Genomic DNA, 21,351 nt, shown 5'->3' with positions numbered 1-21,351 from the left:
TTAATTCCCGTAACGTTTCAGCCATTCTTTTTCTAGCGCGGCTTGCCAGCTAGGATGTGGCTCCTCGATAGATTTGAATTGCTGGGTATTCTTAGCCGTACCCGTTAGGTATTGACTGCTTAGCACTGAAGGATCACCCCAAGTATTAATGTCACCTTTGCGAGATTGCGCTTCAGGGCTTAATAAAAAGTTTATAACAACTTGTGCACCTGCATTGGCATTTGCGTTCCAAGGAATCGCCAAGAAGTGGATGTTCGACAGTGCCCCTGCATCCATCGCATACGCTTTCGTACTTTCTGCAAGGTTGCCGCTCGATTGCGCAGAGAAAACCGCGTTCGGGTTGAAGGTCACCGCTAGGTCGATTTGACCGTCATCCAACAGTTGAATGGACTCGGCAGTACCGCCAGGAAATTGCTTACCACCGCGCCATGCCACTTTATGGAATTCATCTAGGTATGCCCATAGTGGTTGTGTGACGGCTTTAAATGATTCTTCCGTTACTGGTTTTTGCAGCACTGGATCGTTGTGACTCAACTCAATCAGTAGAGACTTGATGAAGCTGGTACCATGAAACTCGGGCGGGCGAGGGTAAGTCAGACGGTTCGGAAACGCTTTAGCGTAACTCAGCATTTCTGCATAAGAGCGAGGCGGGTTATTCAGAGTTTCTTCATCGTGAATAAATACGAGTTGGCCGACACCCCAAGGTGCTTCTAGGCCATCGGTTGGCTCTGAGAAGTCGACGTCAACAGGTAGAGTTTTATCTACATATTGCCAATTTGGTAAGCCTTCTACGAAAGGACCAAACAGCAGTTGGTTGTCTTTCATTGATTTGAAGTTTTCACCATTAATCCAAACCATATCAACACTGCCGCCGCTGTTTTTTCCTGCGGCTTTTTCAGCAATAAGACGAGTAGTGGTTTCAGAAATATCAGTGACTTTGACGTGATTAAGCGTCACGTTGTAGCGAGATTTAAGCTCTTTGCGTGCCCAATGGAGATAGCGGTTGATCTCTTGGCTGCCACCCCAAGCATGAAAATAAACGGTTTGACCGTCAGCTTGTTGTTCGATTTTTTGCCATTCTTCTGAGTGAGAAGCAGCGAAAGAGGAGGTGGCAAAAGTGGTGGCTAAAATGCCAATGGTGCTAAGTAGCTTTTTCATACGTAATCCGTGTTTATTTATCTTTGTTTTCATTTTGGAGCTCTGTATACCCATGCGATGAAAATCGTTTGTTTTCAGCACTAAAACTATGGGTATAAACCACGCTGGAAGCTCCTTTCCCTCAAGGTGGATAGTAATCTATCTCGCTTTATTATCAACGCGAATTTGATAATAGATTCAGAGAATTACTCGCCTTGTGAGGTCATACCAATCCACGTCAGTTTTTGGCCTTAAAAGTCACCAATTGAAGGGCAAAGTGTGAGCAAATTAGTAGCAATGAAAAGAGTGCAACTCCCGATAAGTCGCACTCTTTTGGCGTCAATAATGGATAGACCGGATTACTTCGCTAATTCTTCCATGTTGATGCCTTTTTTCTTCGCGATGTATTTTGGAATCAGAGACATGCCAAACAACACAAGGCCTGCCACTGCAAATTTCACTAGCAGCATTGCAGACACACCGTTTGTTGCGATATCACCCGCCATGTAAGCGAAAATGAATGCACCTGGTGCCATTGTTAGTAGCGAAACCAGAGCGTAAGTACCTAGGTTTAGGCTGGTTAGGCCGTAAGCGTAGTTTTGTAGGCTGAATGGGAATACAGGCACAAGACGCGTTAGGATCAAGAAGCTTGTACCATTTGCTGCTACGCCATCATCGATTTTCTTGAAGATTGGGTTGTCGCCAAACTTCTTCATGATGGTATTACGAAGCAGGAAGCGCGCAACGATGAATGCTGCCACTGCGCCAAGCGTTGCGGAAAACAGCGCCAATACCCCACCTTTGATAGGACCAAATACGATACCTGCCACAATGGTGAACGCACTGCCCGGAAGTAGGAAAACACACGCAAACACGAATGCTGCTACGAATACGGCGTAGCCCCACACACCAAAGCTTGCGATCCAATCTTGTAGACTCTTGATGTCAGTGATGATTTCAAGAATGCCAGTTTGTTTTGCCGCGAACAGAGCAATAGCTACAACAGCGACGATAAGAGCGATTTTTACGAATTTCATAAGTTCAACTTCACTTAAACCTAATAATTAAACAGAGATAACGACACCGAGGCAGTTATACAGACATACACTTGATCAGACCCGCTTTTGATTTGTAGCGGTTGAACCAAGCTTTCACAGGGCTAGCGAGTACGTTGACTGGCGGCTCATCACCTTGCATGATCACAGGGCCGAACATCAGATCCAGAATGTGCCAAGATTTCGTGCCAACACCCATCATGGATGCACGGCAAGCTGAGCAATAAACTACGACGTAGTCTGTCTCGAACTCTTCAACTCGGCGCTTGATTACACGTGTGGCCACGTCTGGGTTTGCTGGTACAACCATGCCGCCGAAGCCACAGCAGCGCGTGTTTTCGCGTGTGTGTTCTGGCTCAGAGGTTTTGTAACCAAGTTCATTTAAGATCCAACGGATGCCGTCTTGCAGTTCTTTCTCGTAGCGAGTTGAACAAGAGTCGTGAATGGTGAATACCACATCACTGTTTTTTGCTTTGCCGCGTAATGCTTCTGGCAGACCAATCTCAGGAAGCAGTTTCCACAATGAAACTGGCTTTTGTGTCCCACCTGATTTTTTGATCATGCCGTAGCAGCTTTGACACGCCACGATGACTTCTTGTGCGTCCAGCTTGTCAAAGTCAGCTTGAAGCTGGCCGTAACGCTCTTTGAACTTCTCTGTTTGACCGATAGCCGCGGTTGGCTTGCCACAGCACTTCTGCACTGCGCCCATCTCAGGGAATACTTCTTTTAGGTAGCTTGCGATTGCCGCTACGCCTTCTGGTGAATAGGATGGCAAGCTGCATCCTGGCATAAATACTTTATTACTCATTTTGTCGATACCGCTCGTTTTGCCATAGTGAAGATTTTTGAGAAGCCCAGCTTCTGGTGCATGTTGATTGCTTTGTGTCCCGGCATTGGTGATTCACCATTGTTTGCCTTAACAAAGTCCGCACGTGCGCCTAGGAACATTTCCTTCATTGGGAAGTCTTTCGGACATACGATGGTGCACTGGTCACAGGCGTTACATGAGTAAGCCATCAGTGGGTCCATTGACTTGTTGTTCACGAAGTCAGAGAAGATGGTCTTCGGACAATCGCTGAAGTCATTCATCATGATGCACTCGGTCATACATAGCTTGCAGCTACATTGAAGACAGCGAGAGGCTTCTAGTTTGATTTGCGCTTCAGTAAAGCCTAAATCCACTTGGGAAAAATCTTGTTTACGCTCTTCAGCGTCACGTAATTCACCGTGTAGGCGAGGGGTATCTACCGTACCTTTTGGTAGTGGTACTTCTAGACGAGATGAGTAGCTGTATTCTTGCTCGAAGTCGCGATCGACAGTCAGCGGACGAGCCGTTAGGAAGCGCTCAACACTCATTGCTGCTTTACGACCCAATGCCATCGCTTCAATCACGATGTTACCGCCACATGCGTCGCCGGCTACGAATACGTCTTCTAGGCTAGAAGCTAGTGTTTGTTTATCGACAACGTAACGACCGCCGCGAGTTTGTTCTAGTGCACCGTCAGTAATGTCTGCGACGATTTGGCCCGTAGCGAAAACAACCGTATCCACAGAGATGGTTTTGCTTTCTTCGCTGTATTGAGGAGCAAAGTTGCCTTGCTCGTCGAAGATAGACAGTACTTTCTTGATCGTAATGCCGGTTACTTTGCCGTTCTCATGTTCAATAGCGACTGGGCCCCAACCTGCGTTGAATTCGACGCCTTCTTCTAGTGACTCGTCGATTTCGACTTGGCTTGCCGGTAGGTTTTCAAGACTCTCAAGTGAGCATTGGTAAACGTCGCTTGCACCAATACGCCATGAAGAGCGTGCACAGTCCATTGCAACGTCACCACCACCGATAACCATCACGCGTTTACCTGCTCGTGGGAATTGGCGGGTTTCTGAAATCTCTTTTAGGTACTCAACGGCAGAGAACACACCATCGTTGTCATGACCCGGCAGAGGGATGATTGAGCCTACGTGTGCACCGTGAGCCAGAATCACAGCATCATGTTTGCTACGTAGAGTGTCGAAGCTAATGTCTTTGCCGATCTCAACGCCAAACTGAGTTTTAATACCCAGCATCGCTAGGTAGCTGTATTCGAAATCGATAACATCGCGTGGTAGACGGTATTCAGGGATACCCACACGCATCATGCCGCCGTATACGTCTAGCTTTTCGTAAATCGTTACTTCGTGGCCTTGACGACGAAGTTCGATCGCCGCTTGCGCGCCAGCAGGGCCAGCACCTACGATCGCAATGTGTTTGTTTGTCAGAGGGGCAATGTTGAGATCCCAGTGATCTTGGTTATCCATTTTCTCTGCGACGAAACGTTTGATGCCCGCTACGCTGATCGGCTGACCGAACTCTGTGTTACGACGACAAGACGCTTCACAAGGGTGGGCACAAATACGGCCAAGAGTTTGAGGAAGGAATAGTTTGCTGCGGATCAGATCCAGAGCGCCTTGGAAATTCCCTTCGCCTGCCATGCGAACGTACTGTTTTACGTCCGTGTGCATTGGACATGCGGTTTGACATGCCGGATCGGCATCACCCATACAACCATCGACAATCGTTTGAGCGGTGTCGAATAGCTTTTGGCTAAAAATTACATTGTTCATTCACTGCGGTTCCGTGTTGATTAGCTCTTGCCGTTGATAACGTTCACTTCAGGATTCTTTTGCTCGTAGTGAGCGTGGCTGTATTCGATCCATGAGCCGTCGTAGTTGTAGACGCCTTCTGCACCGAGGACTTCAGTAAGAATCATGGTGGTGTGGGCAGAGCGAACACCAGATTGGCAGTAAGCGATGACTTTTTTGCCTTTGATGATGTCGCCGTAAAGGGCTTGCAGTTCTTCTGCTGATTTCAGCGTTGTGTCTTCGTTCAGCGCTTTAGTCCAGTTAATGTGAACACTGCTTGGGATTGTGCCAGGGCCGTACGCACCAGAAACCGAAACCTCACCGTTGAACTCGTCGTTGCCGCGAGTATCTAGGATCACCCAATCAGGGTTGTTTTGCGCTGCGATAACCATATCGAGCGTTGCTAGGGCATTGTTATCTTGTTGTGTGTTCGGTGCGTTGTATTCAACCGCTGCCACGCTTTGGTTTGCAGAGCCTGTCGGATAACCAGCGCCCATCCAAGCGTTCAAGCCACCGTCAAGGTAACGAACGTCTTGGTGGCCAAGATTATGGATTTGCCAGTAAAGGCGAGCTGCATCGTGGTGAGAGCCCGCGGCATAAACCACGATTGTGCTGTCTGCTGTCGCGCCGAAGCTGCCCAGAATCGTTTCCATCTCTTCTGTGCTGTTGCTCATACCACCGAAGTCGTAGGCGTCTTCAGCTGCTGAGTAATCGTTGCGCCACATAGTGTAAGAACCAGAAATAGGGCTATCTGGCTTAATAGGGTTTAGCGCACCGATCACAACCAAGTCTTTGTCACTATCCATCAGCGACTTCAGTTGTTGTGCAGAAATGAAGTGTTCTGGGTGAGCGTACTGTGTGAACTTCTGCTCTTGAGCAGCAGCATCCACAGTCACAGCCTCAGCCGAAAACATCGTATTGTAAGCTGAGTAGCCAACCGCTGTAACGGCGGCGAACACACCCAACGCAATCGTCGATTTTTTCATGAGTTGCTTCCATATTTTAATTTAAAGTTTTGCTGCCGAACCTTCGATGTTTCGACAGTTCGACAGATAGAATGCTTTTGAAGGGGGAGTACAGGCATGAACGTTTTTTATTCATTTTGGGTGTTCATGATTTAAAACAGGTGAAAATGCGCTCTACCCCTTTATGGGTAAGGCATTCTGAGGAAATCGTTTAAATGGCGATATTGTGGTTTCCCACAATAATGATGTGGGATTGATCTAAAGCAACAAAGTAGCAGGGGGGAATGGTGGTAAAATGCGCCACAGCCGTATTTTGGTAGTACTTTGTAAGTGATTGATAATTATTCTCAAAAGTTTATTCTTTTCATTTTTGCTCTCTCTTTTTTCTTCACCTCTTTTGCTTTTGCTAATGACCAAAAAGTACAGAGAACAGACTACGATGTGGGTGTTTTAGCGCTGCGTGGACACGCACATGCGCGAGAAGCATGGCAACCGACTTTGGATTGGCTGGAGACTCAGAATCCTGGCTATCAATTTAACCTACATACTTACGATTTCGACCAGCTTGAAGATGCATTTTTGCACGGTTGGCTCGACTTCATTCTAACTAGTCCAGGGCAGGCGACCAAACTTGCTCGCGAATACCCAATCAACTGGTTGGCAACGCAGAAAACCGCTTACAGTGATTTACCAAATAAGTCGATTGCTTCGGTGGTGGTTGTACGTGAAGAATCGCCTTTTAAAACACTGAAAGACATCAATAAAGCCAATGTTGCGGCGGTATCGGAAAAAGCGTTTGGTGGTTTTCTCGCGCTGCGTTACGAGCTCGATAAACTGGGCTACTTCAAATCATCATTCTTTGAAAAGATCCACTTTACTGGCCCACCGACGGATCAGCTGATTTTGGACGTGATCGAGAACGATCTCGATGTGGCGATCGTTCCTGCTTGTACTTTAGAGAACATGGCGAAAGAGGGGCGTATTCAACTGCATAACCTACGTGTATTGAATGAGAAGCGTCCTGCAGATTCCGTTTGCGCGGTGAGTACGCCACTGTACCCAAACTGGACGATGGCGATGACGGAACGCGCACCAGTCGATGTTGGTCAGATGGTGGCACAAACTCTATTCGCAATGCCAGAAGACCACCCGGCAGCGATTGCCGCAAATAATGTCGGTTGGATGCTGCCTGCGCCGAGCATCAATGTAGATAAAGTTTACAAGCACTTAGACATGCATCCGCTGCAAAAATCTTGGGGACAAAAAGCGCAAGAGTGGCTGCATAAGAACCAAGCCATTGCGATGGCGTCTTTACTGACTTTACTGCTGTTGACGGGCTATCACTTCTGGCTGGAGTGGAAGTTTCAGCGCAGTCGCGAAACGCTAAAAACCACCATGAATGATTTGCGCCGCAAGAGTTCCATGCTTGAGCACGCGCAGCGAATCACCATTGTCGGTGAGCTTGGTAGTAGTCTCGCGCATGAAATTAATCAACCTCTGGCCGCGATAAAGAACTACAGCCAAGGGGCTAAGGTACGTATGGAGCGAGGTGCTACTGCCGAAGAGATGGCACCAATCCTCGATAAAATTCAACAGCAGGTCACTTCTGCAAGTGACATTATTCAGCGCCTTCGTAGCTTGATAAACAAAACGCCAATTGAAAAGAGCTGGGTGGATTTAGCTTCGTTAATTGAAGAAGCAATGAAGCTGGTGGATTACGAGTTTCAACGACACCGAATTCAATTGGGAGTGCTTTACTCTGGCGAGCCACAAAAAGTCTTTGCTGATGCCACTGGTCTACAGCAAGTCATTCTCAATGTTCTGAACAATGCAAAAGATGCCTGTTTGAGCCATGTTCCGAAGCGCGAAGATTTGTATGTGGATCTCCACGTTAGCTTTTGCGATGAGATGGTGATTATCGATGTGATGGACAATGGCATTGGTATCGAAGAGCAAGAGACACCATTAGATCAAGCCTTCTACACCACTAAAGAAAATGGACTGGGCTTAGGTTTAGCCATTTGTCGTGATGTGCTTGATGCCCATCAAGGCAGCATTCAATTTAGGTCAATTGATCCAACAGGGTGTCAGGTGACCATTGTTTTACCGTATCAGGAGGCTTGTCATGAGTCGTAACCTTTGTCCGCTCTATATCGTTGATGATGAAGAGCCAGTATTGGAATCCATGGCGTTTATGTTGGAAAGCTATGGTTATGAGGTTGAGACTTTCTCTAGCGGGATAGCGTTTCTCGATAATGCCGATTTATCATCACCCGGCTGCGTTTTGCTTGATAGCCGCATGCCAGAGATACGGGGCCAAGATGTTCACCACTTCATGAACGAGAAGTTCAGTCCAATCAGTGTGATTTACCTGACAGGGCACGGCGACATCCCGATGGCGGTGGATGCACTCAAAGATGGTGCGTTAGATTTCTTCCAAAAGCCAGTTGATGGCAACGCTCTGGTTGTCGCCGTAGACGATGCGATGGCACAGTCGATCAAAAACTGTGAAAAGCTTGGTGCAAAACAAGTTCTACAGAATCTGACTAAGCGCGAAAGAGAAGTGCTTGGCTTAGTGGTGAAAGGGATGAAAAACCAAGAGATGGCGGACTTATTGTGCGTATCTTTGAGAACGATTGAGGTGCATCGCTCTAACGTGATGAAGAAGCTCGAAGCAGAGAGCTTAGCGATGTTGATCCATAAAGTGGGGCATTTAATTTAGCTTCAGTGTATTTTGGTATCGATACATGAAAGTATTTAGGTCGAAATATTCATTGTAACCTAATGATATTTAGGGAAAGGTTTGCTCAATTGATATCAGGAAGATAACATCAGCAACCAGAATAAACCTTAATCTTAATTAGAATCCAACTATGTTTGTCGATACCGTTAAAAGCGCTTTCTCATCATTGAGTGCAAATAAACAGGCTATTGCGAAAGCAACGGCGTTACCCATTCTCCTTTCTCTGATGCTGGATCTTGTTTTGAACTCAGCGCAAGGGGATGTCGCTCCTATTCTTGTTCAGATCTTGATGGCTCTTTTATCTGCAATCGTTGCAATCAACGTTCACAGCATCATTTTGAAAGGCCCTCAGTCTGTGCCGCAGTGGGGACGTTTCACGTTTGGAAAAATCGAAATGTGGTTTATCGGCCACTACTTGGCCATGACCGTGGCGGTGGTCGCTGTGGCTGCGGTTTGCGCGATGATTAATCTTGTCCTAGCAGCTATCGCGCTATTAGCGTTAAGCGTTGTGTGTTGTCGATTAGTCTTGGTTTTTCCTGCCATCGCGATTGGTAAAGGTGTTTCTTTTCCTTACGCATGGAATCTGACCAAAGGCCATACTTGGTACATGATGAGCGTGGTTATTTTAGTGCCGCTTCTGTTCGGGTTGGCGATGTCGCCATTGGCGTTTTTGCAACTGCCTTTCTTAATGAGTCTACTGAGCTTTGTAGTCACCATCATCGGGATTGCAATTCTGTCTAAAGCGTATGAGCAATTGAGTGGTTTTGACGGGGAGTCTTATTCTCAGCAGTCATTCTGATGCTTAAATGAAAATAAACTTCGATATAACAAAGTGTTAATGATGCATAAGCGCTTCCTTTGAGAGGCGCTTTTTTATTGTTGTTTGTAGGTGGATTTACCTACTTTTGTAAGAATTTATTACAAATTACATTTTTGAAGTGATATAAAGCACACCTCTGATGAGGCCAGTCCTGTTTTTTACTGTCTCATTTCGAGGAAACCATGAATTTTTAATTGACGATTAAGGAAGGTGCTTTTTGCTCATTAGTCCGCCCTAGAACGATCTCTCAGATGCGTTTGCATCAATCCCTTCACCGTGCGCAATGCACCAATTAAGGCAATACGTTTATGAGAGATTTATGTTTAAATTTACAAAAGATACTTGGTTCAACAATGTTAAAGGAGATTGTTTATCAGGAGTTGTTGTAGCACTGGCACTCATTCCAGAAGCTATCGCATTCTCTATTATTGCGGGACTCGACCCTAAAGTGGGGTTGTATGCCTCGTTTTCCATCTGCGTCGTGATTGCGTTTACAGGCTCAAGGTCCGGAATGATTTCCGCGGCAACAGGAGCGATGGCGTTATTGATGACCACCTTAGTTAAAGATCATGGTTTGCAATACTTGCTTGCCGCATCGTTTTTCGCTGGTGTGCTGCAACTGTTAATCGGCTATTTGAGGCTAGGGGATTTAATGCGTTTTGTATCCAAGTCTATTATGACAGGGTTCGTTAACGCTTTGGCAATTCTGATTTTTATGGCTCAACTGCCTGAACTGACTGATGTTTCTTGGCCAGTTTATGCTTTGACCGCGCTAGGTTTAGCCATCATTTATTTGTTCCCATACCTACCGAAAATCGGAAAAATGCTGCCTTCTCCATTGGTTTGCATTATCTCGGTGACGGTGATTACGTTGATGTTTGATATCGATATCCGAACGGTTGGAGATATGGGGGATTTGCCCGATTCGCTCCCTGTGTTCATTATTCCCGATATTCCCTTCAACCTCGAAACTCTACAAATCATTTTCCCTTATTCGTTAGCATTAGCCATTGTTGGTGTACTTGAATCATTAATGACAGCATCCATTTTGGATGAGCTTACGGATACCGAAAGTGAAAAGAATGATGAGTGCAAAGGACAGGGCATTGCGAATATGGTCGCGTCTCTGTTTGGTGGGATGGCTGGTTGTGCGATGATTGGTCAGTCAATGACCAATATTCAGTCTGGCGGTAGAACACGTTTATCAACGCTTTGCTCCGGTGTGTTTTTGCTGGTCATGGTGGTGTTCTTGGGGGATTACCTAAAGCAAATCCCGATGGCGGCACTTGTGTCAGTGATGATCATGGTCTCCATTAGTACCTTCTCATGGCACTCCATTGCGGATATGCGCAAGCACAGCTTGCCGACGAACGTAATTATGGTTTCTACGGTGATTGCTGTTGTGGCTACCCACAATCTCGCAATCGGTGTGCTGGTAGGCGTTTTATTAGCGTGTGTTTTCTATGTGAATCAAAGCCGCACCTTGATGAAGGTTTCGGATGAAGTCATTGTCGATAACGACCATACGATTCACAAAGTTCATGGGCAAATCTTTTTTGCTTCCGCTTACAGCTTTACCGATATGTTCGACTTTGATACTGCGACGAAATATATCACGATAGATTTATCCGATGCGCATTTTTGGGATATCACCGCGATATCGGCACTGGATAAAGCGATTCTTAAGTTTCGAAAAGGGGGCTCGATAGTCGCCGTGACCGGCATGAACGAAGCGACGCTGGATATGATTGATCGTCACGCGGTTTATGACGATCCAGAAAAGCTTGCTAAACAAGGTATGGGACATTAGAAGCAAAAAAAAGCAGCCATTGGCTGCTTTTTTAGAGACTTATTCTGTCAGAGACCGATTGCCTCAAAACGAATACGGGATTAGTTTACCCAGTCACGCAATTCGAACGTTAGTTCGTGGTCTGCATTTTTCAATACTAGACCTTCGTTAGTCAGAGTAATGTCGCTCCAATCAGAAAGCGTTTCAGACATTACTTTTTCAATCTTCATTTGGTCTTCCATACACATCTTCATGGTCATGCCCATTTTCTCGATGCGTAGTTGGTTGTCTTTCAGTTCTGCTTGACCGAAGAAGTTGTTACAACCAGCGTTGCCGTTTGCAGTTAGGTTTTCACCAATCTCTAGGCGAGGAGCTTGACGCTCTTCTGCAGCGATGTTTTTGCCATCGATTTGAACCAACTGCCAGTTGTGGTGTTGTAGATCTTGAGCCGTAATTTCTTTCACATTGTCACCGTTGCTAGCGCATGCAGTCATTAGAACTGGAAGTGAGATTGCTGCTACTAACGTTTTTAGGCTAAGCTTCATTTTATTGACTCCGTTTTTAGAAAACGTGGTAAGTATAGGTAATAAAACACTGTTTTTGTCAGCATACGGTTATGGTTTCGTATGTTTTTAAACACGGCGTATTTTATAACAGAGATCCCATTCTCGGTATTGAAATTCACCGAAAACTTCGAAATTTCTTATGGTTATTTGATTATAAACGTATCGGACTCAAATAAGTGAGCGGAAGAACGGGTTGAGCATGGAGCAATTGGAGTTTTTTACCGTCCCAAGTCCTTGTGTTGGAGTTTGTACGTCTGACGAAAAAGGTTATTGCAAGGGATGCATGCGTAAAAGAGAAGAGCGGTTTAATTGGCTGAGCTTTACTCCTGCGCAGCAGTTGCACGTAATTAAGCTGTGTCGTCAGCGATACAGAAGAAAGGTATTAGCAGGGAAGGGGAAAACAGAGTTGCCTCAAGATGATGCCTCACCGCAACAAGATCTGTTCTAGTTATTCATCCTATCGTTCTCGTTTCATAATGATTCCCGGCCCAGTTTGAAATGATTATCCAAAAGAGAGCCGGGAAATTCCTATCCATTTTCTCGCCCAACAATATGAGCGATTGGCGTTATTTTAATGACCATTGGTCGCTTACCCAGCCTCCTGCTTGTTCGTCGAAGTGACTCCCAGCGAAGCGGTGATTTTGTTCTACCTCTAATTTACTTGTGGGCAATTCATCCATCAATTGGTGAATGTATTTTGCCATTGGGTCAGTACACGCTTCACGCTCTTTACGGGTGACCACTTCTTTAATTATCTGCAGTCTATAGCTGTTGCTGGCTCGTTTCATTTTTGACCTCCAGAACTCGATGGCAGCAGTTTGAACACATTGGCGTTCAGATCGCTGCTCATTAGCGATAGCGTAGAAGCCCATCGCTTTCGTTTGAAGTCCGAGAGACAAATTGTTTGAGAGCAGTGTTTGTAACGCCATTCACATCTTTCCCAGAATCATTTTCTGTGTGAATCAAAAAGATTCCTAAAACTCAGTTAATGAATCTGCTTATTTGAAAGACCTTATCAAACATAGAAGTCTCGAACAGGGGCGTCAATAACACAAATGAACAATTTTTGAACGATTTTTGAAGGTGGCGTTTTATCAGAGATTTAGCGCCAATAAAAAAACCGGAGCCGCTTGGGCTCCGGTTGGGCTTAGAGTCAGTCTGACACGCCTTTGGTTCGATTGTTATGCAACCGAATGGCTGTCAACATCTAAGTGTAGACAAGAATAGTGCAGATTAGCTACCTGTCGCAGGACAGCCTTTCACCGCTTCACCGTTGCTAAAGTATTCGATGTTGCCTAGGTTCTTGTTGTAATCTTCTGCAGAAATCTGAGGGTTCTTAACGAAGAATTCACGTAGTACAGATGCATCTGTCATTTGAGTAGACTCAACATCAATAATTGGGTAATCATCACCACCCGCAGCGCTGAAGCTGATTACAGAGAAGGTGTAAGTTTCTGCTAGATCGAAACCTTTACCGTTGATGTCTGTAATCGTTACGTCGCTCGCATCACAATCGACAGTTAGTTTGATGTTATCAAGTTGAGCGTAAGCACCAGAACCTGCTGACTTAGTCGCTACTACGTCTAGGTACTCTTTCACTTCTGCACCCGTCATGGTTGCTTTAGTCACGAAGTTACCGAAAGGTTGTACCGTTAGTACGTCGCGGTAAGTGATATCACCTGCTGCGATTGAATCACGCACGCCACCTGAGTTCATTACACCGAAGTCAGCGTTAACTAGCTCGTAAGTACGGTACGCTTCACCCAATAGGTGGCCAAGGTTTGTTTGTTGAGAGCGAACTACGCTACGGTCACCTTCAAGTTTACCGTCAGTCTCAGAAACTTTTACGTCTAGTAGTTCTTGACCTTGGTCTTGGTATGGCTGCAGTGTTGATTTCACTGTTGCGTCAGGTTGGATCTCTTCACCGATGAATTGGTAGTCACCATTTTCATCTTTCGCTTTAAGGTTAACTGGAATCAGCTCGTAGCTCGCTAGGTGAAGCTTGTCATCGTAGTATTCAAAGTCCGCACGACCTACATATTTACCCCACTCATGTGCTTGCATGATCCAAGTACCGTTTTGGCGGTCAGGCATACAGTCGTCGCCAGGTTTGAAGTCTGCGTAGTCGTTAGTGCCTGGTTCCATACACACAGGGTTCTGTGAGTGACCACCGATGATTGCATTTAGCTTACCGTCTTTTACTGAGCGAGCTAATAGAACGTCACCAGGTGCTTCGCTACCGTGTTGACCATCTTGGTAGTGGCCCATGTGCGTGGTTGCAAATACTAGATCAACGTCTTCATTTGCTTCAATTTCACCTAGTACTTTTTGAATCTCTACTTGTGGGTCTTCGAAGTAAATAGTTGCTACGTTATCTGGGTTTACCAGTTTCGCTGTGTCTTTTGTTGTCAGACCGATTACGGCAACTTTAAGGCCGTTAACTGTGAACACTTGGTAAGGGTCGAAGTAACGCTCGTCGGTAACATTGCCATCAGCATCTTTTTTGTAGATGTTCGCTGCTAGCATTGGGAAGTCTGCTAGCTCTGCTTGCATGTCTAGTACAGACAGTGCGTTATCAAATTCGTGGTTACCAACCGCCATTGCGTCGTAACCTAGAAGGTTCATACCTACGAAGTCTGGCACTGCATCTTGCATATCTGACTCTGGAACACCTGTGTTGATGTCACCACCAGACAGCAGAATGGTTTCACCACCGTTTGCTTCTACTTCTGCGCGAATAGAGTCGATAAGCGTTTTACGTGCAGCCATGCCGTACTCGCCTTTGCTGTTTTCCCAAAAACGACCGTGGTTGTCGTTAGTGTGAAGAACCGTGAACTTAGTACATGACTCAGCGGTAAAACACGTGTTTACGTCACCATCAGGAGCTTGAACGATAATGGTCTCATCATCAGAACAACCTGCCATGGCAATACCGACCGAAAGTACCAAAAGGGATTTGGAAAACTTCATAAGGGATCCTTTCTTTGTGATTTTGTTATTGTTACGGCGTGAAATATACGGAATTAGTGTGAAACTTTAGTGATCTATATCTTATTTACAGTTCTATCGGATACAGGAATTAACAGGGCTGCAAGGCATGTCGCCAAATAAACAGAAATCGTATTTTGGAAGGTGGTTATTGATTACTTGTCTAAATTCGTGAGCAGTTTAACTGAAAGTATTTTATTTTTGTGAATCAATACGGATTTTGGTGAGATATAAAGCAAACTTTGATGATTATTTTAGCAAAATCATGTCTTCTTACTGCTTGAGAAATAAATAGTTATAATTTTCTGTACGCTGTATTGAGAGAAAGGGATGCTCAAAAAAACAACCGCACTTTCCGCGGAAATCGATTGCTCTTGGCAAAAGCAGTTCAAAGTGAGCTGTAATTTGTACAATGGCTATTCATATGACCCTCACTATTGGCAAAAGTTCTCCGATCTTTGTGCTGTATTTTTATACCAATCTGACGACTGCACGTTTATATCTTGCCCCGAAAATCTATGGGACAAAATTAAACATGTTCAGCCAAGTGAACTCGAGAGAAAATTAAATAATAAGCAATTGTTCTGTGAATATGACGATGTCGACTACTATTTATTTAATGACGGCAAAATCAATCAAGACGATGGGATAATTTCTCTCTCTATTGAGTCTGATCTCGAGTTACTTGAATCGTTTGTAAGTCGAATGAGTGAAGAAGATATCCTCAAAGCGGATTTTGACCTCGATAGCCATTTCTTTTATGGCATTTTCGATAACAAAGCGTTGGTCGCTGTGCTGGCTTCTTATTGTTATAAAGGGAAAGAACCGTTTGAGTCTTTATCCATATTGGTTTCTCCTGAAGCAAGAGGGAAAGGATATGGGAAACGGCTGCTTGCTCATTTAGTTAGTGAGGTGAAGTCGAGGCAGCGTAAAGTTAGATATCGAGTAAATATTGAAAACACGCCTTCAATAAAGTTGTGCCAATCTTTGGGTTTTGAAGCGTACAGTCGTCAAAGAGTATTTACTCCGGAGTGATAAGAAAGGCAGGCAATGGGATATACAGTTAGAAATGCAGTGAGAGACGAGGCGAATCAGATCGCCAAAATACACGTTGATTCATGGCAGGTTGCCTACAGAGGACTGATGCCACAGAGCTATATTGACCAGTTTACTCGAGAGCGTCGAGAGCGAATGTGGACGCGAGTAATGACAGAGCAACTGGCAAACCTCATTGTTGTAGAGAAGCAGAAAGAGATCGTCGGCTTTCTAAGTTATGAACTGCCTAATCACTCCAGCGAAGACAAAACTGCGATTGTGACCTGTTGTTATGTGTCGCCTTTGTATTTCGGACAAGGAGCAGGCAGTGCTCTGATTGATGAATTAGAAACTCGTTTACTCTCAACGCCTGTGATGCAAATTAGCCTTAAGGCACTAGATACTAATAAGCAGGGACTCAATTTCTACAAGAAGTGTGGTTTTGTGCGCTCTGGTGAGGAAGAGTCGGAAGTGATTGATGACATGACGTTGAACGATGTGACGCTGGTGAAGTACATAGCGCGTACCTAATTGTCTCAGCTGAAATTCGTTTTCACTGAAATACTCAATGCAAAACTTGGTCGATTCGAGAGTTGTTTATCAGATTCAAAGAGTAGGGGACATTTGCTTCTGCCTTAAATAGTAAAACCCCGGAGGTGGTAAGTCTCCGGGGTTTTGAAATTTTTTAGATGTCTCGGTTGGTAAGTCCGATAATCTTTATGCAAAAGGTTTGGATTTTATCCGTTAATTCCTTGGTAGGGAATTAGATACGGATGAAGTCCATGTGCTCAACTTTTGGCTTGAAAGCGTGACGTTGAACGTCTTGTGGCTTAACTTTAACTTCAGCGCCGTCGATCACTAGAACGATACCTTCGTAGAACTCAGGCTTGTCCATTTGGTTAACGATGTCGTCGTGGTTAAGAACGATAGCAACTGCTGCTTCTTCACCGCCGTATACAACTGCAGGGAATTTGCCAGCGTGACGTAGGCGGCGGCTCGCACCTTTACCTAGTTCAGTACGTACTACTGCTTCGAATTTCATAGTATTTACTCTCAAATTAGTAAAAAATAAAACTTTACAAACACAATGCGACCTTGTGTTCGTAGTAAAGCTTGAAACAGGAACTGTTCAAGCGAGCGCGGATACTATCATCCTGCTCTACATTCAGCAACCAAAATTGTACCTAAATCACCAAAAAGCCAGTAATTCTTCTTTAAGAAGAGTGTCTGTTTTGCGGTGTCGGCAAAACTTTGTCCGCATTGCGCTGATTTTAACCTATTTGGCTTTTTGTCAGCACGTTTTTATTTGCCTAGGACTCAATCCTCTTTCCAAGTTAATTCATTCATTAACGACATCTGTTATTCACAAAATGAACGCAAAATGAATGTTGACCTCAGTAACTGTTAAGTCAGTCGGTTCTATTCTCCATCGTACATAAACGGAAAACCTCAATGGAGCACATTATGAATCCTATCAGTATCGTGATTATTACCCTTAATGAAGAAAAACGTATTGGTCGACTACTTGAAGATTTAACCAAACAAACTCACCAGAACTTTGAAGTGATCGTGGTGGATTCGAACAGCGAAGACTCGACTCGTGAAGTTGCACAAGCTTACGAAAGCGCATTGCCAGAACTGACGGTGCATCACATGGACATGCGTGGAGTCAGTCTAGGTCGTAACACAGGTGCAGAACTGGCGAAATACGAACGTATTCTGTTTTTGGATGCGGACGTACGCTTACCGAGTGATTTTTTGAGCCGCGCGATGAGTAAACTTGAGGACGCGAAGCTAGAAGTTGCTAGTGTGTACATGGGCTCAAAAAATCTGCCAATGGCACATAAGTTGGGTTATGGCATGTTTAACGCGGGATTGTTTATTACTCAGTACACATTCCCAACTGCGGTAGGTGCTTGTATTTTCTCTACCAAACGCGCACACAAAGAGATCAACGGCTTTGATGAGTCTATTACACTTTGCGAAGATTGTGATTACGTAAAACGCGCTTCTAAAACGTGGCGTTTCCGTTTCTTGCCGATGACGTTTGAATTCGATCCGCGCCGCCTTGAGCAAGACGGCTTCTTTAAGATGGGTATGACGTATTTCAAAGCCAATGTACGACGATTCTTCTTTGGCGAGATGCGTAACAACGAAATGGAATACAAATTCGGTCACTACAAAGATCAACATTCGTAATCGTCGGAGGCTGCATGCTGGAAGCAATCAGTCTGTTTTTCGGAGCATTTCTGGATGCGACGATTGGACCTAATCTCTTTGTCCCGGGCGAGCCGTTTTTGCTCGCTGCGGGCTATCTATTGCACCAAGGTGTGATTTGGGGCGTTGTCGCTGTTTTGTTGGGCGGTTGGATTGGCGATCAACTTAGTTACTTTATTGGCAAGCGTTCTGGCTCTAAAGCACAGAAGAAGCTGATTCGTTGGCAAGCCAAGACAAGGCGTCCAATCGCTCGTTGTCGTTTGTTGATGAAAAAACGTGGCAATGCCATTTTGATCTTTGCACGCTTACTCGGACCTATTGCTTGGGTCGTGCCATTTATGGCGGGTACTGCGAATGTTAGTTGGAAGCGTTTTACTGTCTGTTCATCAATTGGATTGATACTTGGTGTAGGGCAATTTGTCGTTGCTGGGTATTTGCTCGCTGCGGGTTTAAACACATGGGTTCCATCTGATTCCATTAAGTTTATCCTTGTTGAGCATAAGCTTCTTATCGCCTCAGTGCTCATCGCTTCAGTATTCGCCCTTGTGGCTTGGAAGAAAAATTGGTCACGTAAATGGACCAAATCCATAACGGCGTTAGTGTTCTGTTTAGTTGCTGCGAATTATGGACACTTTTTCTATCTAGCAGATGACAATATTGAACAACCCGGCGTTACTGAAAATCAATCGATAGTCCTTAATGATATCGGCTTTAAGGTTTATCCGGGGCGCTCGAATGTGTTTGACGCTCAGGCAGTCAACTTGGTGTACGTCGGAGAATCCCCGCGAAGCCTAATGCAAGAGCTCGGCTGGCTAGAGAATCAAACCTTTTCAAGAAACGACATTGAATTGGCAGACTATGTGAGCTTATTGAAGCAGAAGCTGCCGCCCGTTTCTGATTTGTTTTGGAATGGCAAGCCACAGTCGATGGCATTCCAAGAGCCCGGAAGTTTGTTAAAACGCTCTCATGTTCGCTGGTGGCAAGCAGGGTTAGAATCAAAGTCTGGTCAACCGATTTGGGTCGGAGCGATTAGTTACGATGACGGTCTCAAGTTGGCGCATTACTCGGGTATTGTGACGGTGTTGCATCGAATAGATCCTAATGTAGACAGCGAAAGAGACCGTCTAGCGAATCAAATTGAAGTCAGTCATTTAGCGCTAGTCGGAGAGTTACATTCGTTAGCGCAACCTGTCGCAATGGATAGTAAGCACGACTATTATTCGGATGGGAATGTGCTGTTGATTAGTGAACCATCGCTAGCATTAAACTTACCCAATCAAAGCGCTATTTAGATATACCCAAGCATCTTGAGGTTACTTGGGTATATAAAAATGGCACCTAGCGAATAAATCGATAAGTGCCATTTTAAAGTAATACTGTGAGTGACTGATGTAAGCTGACTTAAGCGCGGCTCTTTTGCAGAATCAAGGTGGCTTTTAACCCTCCCATTTTACTCTCTGATAATTCAAGTTGACCGCGGTAACTGTGCGCCATTTCACTGACAATGTTTAAACCTAAACCGGATCCTGGCGTTGTTTCATCCAGACGGTAGCCACGCTTTATTACTTGGCATAATTGCTCAGGAGGAATACCCGGACCATCGTCTTCAACAATGATATGAATGTTGTCTTTATCTAACGTTGAATGAACACGAATGATGCTGTTCGCCCATTTGTAGCCATTTTCCAGTAAGTTTCCCACCATTTCATCCAGATCGGTTTTCTCTACGGCGACGTTCAATTCAGAATCAAGCTCGTTAATCAGTGTGACGTCACGATGTGCGTAGACCTTGTCAAACGCCATGGATATGGCATCAACGCGCTCTGAAGGGTTCGATTTCACCGAAAGAATGTTCATTGAACCAGCCATACGAGCGCGACCTAAGTGGTAATCGATGTGTTGTTGGATCTGTGCGATTGGCGCGTTCAAGCGTTCTTGTTCTTCAGGCGTGAAGTTTTGTACTTCGTTTTTTAAAACCGAAAGTGGTGTTTTCAGCGCGTGAGATAAGTTTCCTGCATGATTGCGTGCACGTTCAAGTAGCTCTTGATAGTGAAAGAGCAGGGCATTAAGGTCAGAAATCAAAGGTGAGATTTCTTTTGGGTACTCTTCTTCCAAGCCTTTCTTGTTGCCTGACTTCAGTTCGGCTAACTCTCTTTGCAGCTTGGTTAGCGGACTCAATGACCAGGCGATTTGCAGCAAGATAACCGCCAGAACACCAGCAAAGAGCAATCCTAAAATGATCCAAAGCTGCCCAGTTAAAGACTGAATCGTGCCTTCAATTGGATCTTCGTCAATGCCAATGATGACATCAATGGGACCATCGTAATCCGGTAGATAAAGGGTCTTTTTCAACGTGATAAGTTTTTCATCACGTGCGCCAAAGGCGTCTTTATCCAATCCTTTGTACTCAATTTTCTTATCCCATAGTGAACGCGAACGTTCTAGACTCGTGTCCGTTGATGCGCTCCAGTAAAGACCGCTGTATGGACGATTAAATCTTGGGTCGGAAAGTTGAGTAGGAAGGGTGAGTTGACCTTTACTGTCGACTTCGAGCTGGGCGGCAATCTCGTCCATGTAGACATTCAATTGGGAGCGAGTGTCGTCCACCATATAGCTGTAAACTTGGGTTGGGATCGTGACGCCCGCCGCGAGGATCATCGCTGTGAGCCAAACGACCGCCGCTAGCACTAAGCGGCTTTTGATGCTCAGCCGCTTAAGAATGTGCATGGGAAGTTTGCTTCTATTCCGCATTCAATTGATACCCTAAACCGCGGACGGTTTTGATGATTTTTGGGGCGATCTTCTTGCGAATACGACCGATGAACACTTCGATGGTGTTTGAGTCACGGTCGAAGTCTTGCTTGTAGATGTGTTCTACCAACTCGGTACGAGAAATGACTTTTTCTGGGTTGTGCATGAAGTACGCGACTACTTTATATTCCAGCGCAGTTAAGCTAACCGCTTGCCCTTGCCAAAGCACTTTCGATGAACGTGTATCTAAACTCAAATCACCAATTTGCATGACAGGTGAGGCGTTACCCGAAGCGCGGCGCAATTGGGCTCGAAGTCGAGCTGTTAACTCAACCATTTCAAATGGCTTAGTCAGGTAGTCATCGGCGCCAGCATTCAAACCCTCAACACGTTGAGATAATGTGTCACGGGCACTCAAAATCACAACCGGTGTATTAATATTTTCATCTCGAATGCCTTTTAGAACCGTTAAACCATCGAGCTTCGGCAAGCCTAGGTCTAGCACAATAGCGTCCCATTCTTCTGAGGTAGCACGGTAAAGCGCATCGATACCATCTTGGGAAAGTTCTGGCACCCAACCATTGTTTTCCAACGTTTCTAAAATTTGTTCACCTAGGCGAGGTTCATCTTCGACAACAAGTATTTTCATATTCTTTCTTCTTATTA

General features: G+C 45.1%; 20 protein-coding genes. 9 read left to right on the top strand and 11 right to left on the bottom strand.

The features are described from left to right. From KHO06_RS11405 to KHO06_RS11385, 5 genes are all read right to left on the bottom strand, one after another. Complete coding sequence (locus KHO06_RS11405; protein ID WP_038889474.1) at positions 1–1,158, bottom strand: ABC transporter substrate-binding protein; 1,158 nt, start codon at positions 1,156–1,158, stop codon at positions 1–3. A 338-nt stretch (positions 1,159–1,496) separates the two neighbouring features. Further along, complete coding sequence (locus tag KHO06_RS11400; protein WP_010449063.1) at positions 1,497–2,174, bottom strand: TVP38/TMEM64 family protein; 678 nt, start codon at positions 2,172–2,174, stop codon at positions 1,497–1,499. 55 nt (positions 2,175–2,229) lie between these two features. Next, the gene (locus tag KHO06_RS11395) at positions 2,230–3,000 is read right to left on the bottom strand and encodes a (Fe-S)-binding protein (RefSeq protein ID WP_005478886.1); all 771 of its coding nucleotides are present in this window, start codon (positions 2,998–3,000) and stop codon (positions 2,230–2,232) included. Beyond that, positions 2,997–4,793 carry an FAD-dependent oxidoreductase gene (locus KHO06_RS11390; RefSeq protein ID WP_212581606.1) on the bottom strand — a complete coding sequence of 599 codons (1,797 nt, stop codon included), beginning with the start codon at positions 4,791–4,793 and terminating at the stop codon, positions 2,997–2,999. Before KHO06_RS11390 ends, KHO06_RS11395 begins: the two co-directional genes overlap by 4 nt. 20 nt (positions 4,794–4,813) lie before the next feature. Continuing rightward, positions 4,814–5,797 (bottom strand): rhodanese-like domain-containing protein, encoded by a 984-nt coding sequence (locus tag KHO06_RS11385; RefSeq protein ID WP_212581605.1) that lies wholly within the window; start codon positions 5,795–5,797, stop codon positions 4,814–4,816. Positions 5,798–6,106: 309 nt separating this feature from the next. Here KHO06_RS11385 and KHO06_RS11380 point away from each other — a divergent pair, with 309 nt between their 5' ends. The 4 genes from KHO06_RS11380 (at position 6,107) to KHO06_RS11365 (ending at position 11,149) form a co-directional block, all read left to right on the top strand. Next, entirely contained in the window at positions 6,107–7,912 is a 1,806-nt protein-coding gene (locus tag KHO06_RS11380; protein WP_212581604.1) for a sensor histidine kinase, read from the top strand. Continuing rightward, positions 7,902–8,498, top strand: coding sequence for a response regulator (locus tag KHO06_RS11375; protein ID WP_212581603.1), 597 nt, complete (start codon positions 7,902–7,904; stop codon positions 8,496–8,498). The genes KHO06_RS11380 and KHO06_RS11375 overlap by 11 nt, the downstream gene beginning before the upstream one ends. Before the next feature lie 151 nt (positions 8,499–8,649). Next, complete coding sequence (locus tag KHO06_RS11370) at positions 8,650–9,318, top strand: hypothetical protein (protein ID WP_212581602.1); 669 nt, start codon at positions 8,650–8,652, stop codon at positions 9,316–9,318. A gap of 340 nt (positions 9,319–9,658) precedes the next feature. After that, a complete protein-coding gene (locus tag KHO06_RS11365) occupies positions 9,659–11,149 on the top strand; it encodes a SulP family inorganic anion transporter (RefSeq protein WP_212581601.1) in 1,491 nt (496 codons plus the stop codon). A gap of 80 nt (positions 11,150–11,229) precedes the next feature. Here the strand turns inward: KHO06_RS11365 and KHO06_RS11360 are convergent, their stop codons facing one another. Next, positions 11,230–11,673 (bottom strand): META domain-containing protein, encoded by a 444-nt coding sequence (locus KHO06_RS11360; protein WP_012128273.1) that lies wholly within the window; start codon positions 11,671–11,673, stop codon positions 11,230–11,232. Between the two features lie 220 nt (positions 11,674–11,893). On the opposite strand from KHO06_RS11360, the gene KHO06_RS11355 reads away from it, so the two are divergent. Then, positions 11,894–12,142: a DUF1289 domain-containing protein gene (locus KHO06_RS11355; protein ID WP_010646041.1), complete on the top strand. Its 249-nt coding sequence runs from the start codon at positions 11,894–11,896 to the stop codon at positions 12,140–12,142. 118 nt (positions 12,143–12,260) lie between these two features. Here the strand turns inward: KHO06_RS11355 and KHO06_RS26815 are convergent, their stop codons facing one another. Then, positions 12,261–12,482, bottom strand: a complete 222-nt coding sequence (locus tag KHO06_RS26815; RefSeq protein ID WP_038889567.1) for a hypothetical protein — start codon at positions 12,480–12,482, stop codon at positions 12,261–12,263. Positions 12,483–12,927: 445 nt separating this feature from the next. Next, positions 12,928–14,664 (bottom strand): bifunctional UDP-sugar hydrolase/5'-nucleotidase UshA, encoded by a 1,737-nt coding sequence (ushA, locus tag KHO06_RS11345; RefSeq protein ID WP_012128270.1) that lies wholly within the window; start codon positions 14,662–14,664, stop codon positions 12,928–12,930. 348 nt (positions 14,665–15,012) lie between these two features. On the opposite strand from ushA, the gene KHO06_RS11340 reads away from it, so the two are divergent. Next, entirely contained in the window at positions 15,013–15,717 is a 705-nt protein-coding gene (locus KHO06_RS11340) for a GNAT family N-acetyltransferase (protein ID WP_045378314.1), read from the top strand. A 15-nt stretch (positions 15,718–15,732) separates the two neighbouring features. After that, positions 15,733–16,248 carry a GNAT family N-acetyltransferase gene (locus tag KHO06_RS11335; protein WP_045368636.1) on the top strand — a complete coding sequence of 172 codons (516 nt, stop codon included), beginning with the start codon at positions 15,733–15,735 and terminating at the stop codon, positions 16,246–16,248. Between the two features lie 232 nt (positions 16,249–16,480). Here KHO06_RS11335 and rplY read toward each other — a convergent pair whose 3' ends face one another. After that, positions 16,481–16,759, bottom strand: coding sequence for a 50S ribosomal protein L25 (rplY, locus tag KHO06_RS11330; protein WP_005529240.1), 279 nt, complete (start codon positions 16,757–16,759; stop codon positions 16,481–16,483). Positions 16,760–17,181: 422 nt separating this feature from the next. Here rplY and KHO06_RS11325 point away from each other — a divergent pair, with 422 nt between their 5' ends. Together KHO06_RS11325 and KHO06_RS11320 are read left to right on the top strand one after the other, a co-directional pair. Beyond that, positions 17,182–17,916 carry a glycosyltransferase gene (locus KHO06_RS11325; protein WP_212581600.1) on the top strand — a complete coding sequence of 245 codons (735 nt, stop codon included), beginning with the start codon at positions 17,182–17,184 and terminating at the stop codon, positions 17,914–17,916. Positions 17,917–17,930: 14 nt separating this feature from the next. Then, positions 17,931–19,226 (top strand): LssY C-terminal domain-containing protein, encoded by a 1,296-nt coding sequence (locus KHO06_RS11320; RefSeq protein WP_212581599.1) that lies wholly within the window; start codon positions 17,931–17,933, stop codon positions 19,224–19,226. Between the two features lie 109 nt (positions 19,227–19,335). On the opposite strand, the gene KHO06_RS11315 is transcribed toward KHO06_RS11320, so the two are convergent. Beyond that, on the bottom strand, positions 19,336–20,685 hold the full coding sequence (locus KHO06_RS11315) for an ATP-binding protein (RefSeq protein WP_033008653.1): 1,350 nt from the start codon (positions 20,683–20,685) through the stop codon (positions 19,336–19,338). After that, the gene (locus KHO06_RS11310) at positions 20,675–21,334 is read right to left on the bottom strand and encodes a response regulator transcription factor (RefSeq protein ID WP_005442273.1); all 660 of its coding nucleotides are present in this window, start codon (positions 21,332–21,334) and stop codon (positions 20,675–20,677) included. The genes KHO06_RS11315 and KHO06_RS11310 overlap by 11 nt, the downstream gene beginning before the upstream one ends. Positions 21,335–21,351 lie beyond the last annotated feature (17 nt).

Source organism: Vibrio sp. B1FIG11 (assembly GCF_905175335.1).
Lineage (GTDB): Bacteria > Pseudomonadota > Gammaproteobacteria > Enterobacterales > Vibrionaceae > Vibrio > Vibrio campbellii.
The sequence above is the reverse complement of the archived record's forward strand: the minus strand, read 5'-3'. Positions and strand labels throughout refer to the sequence as shown.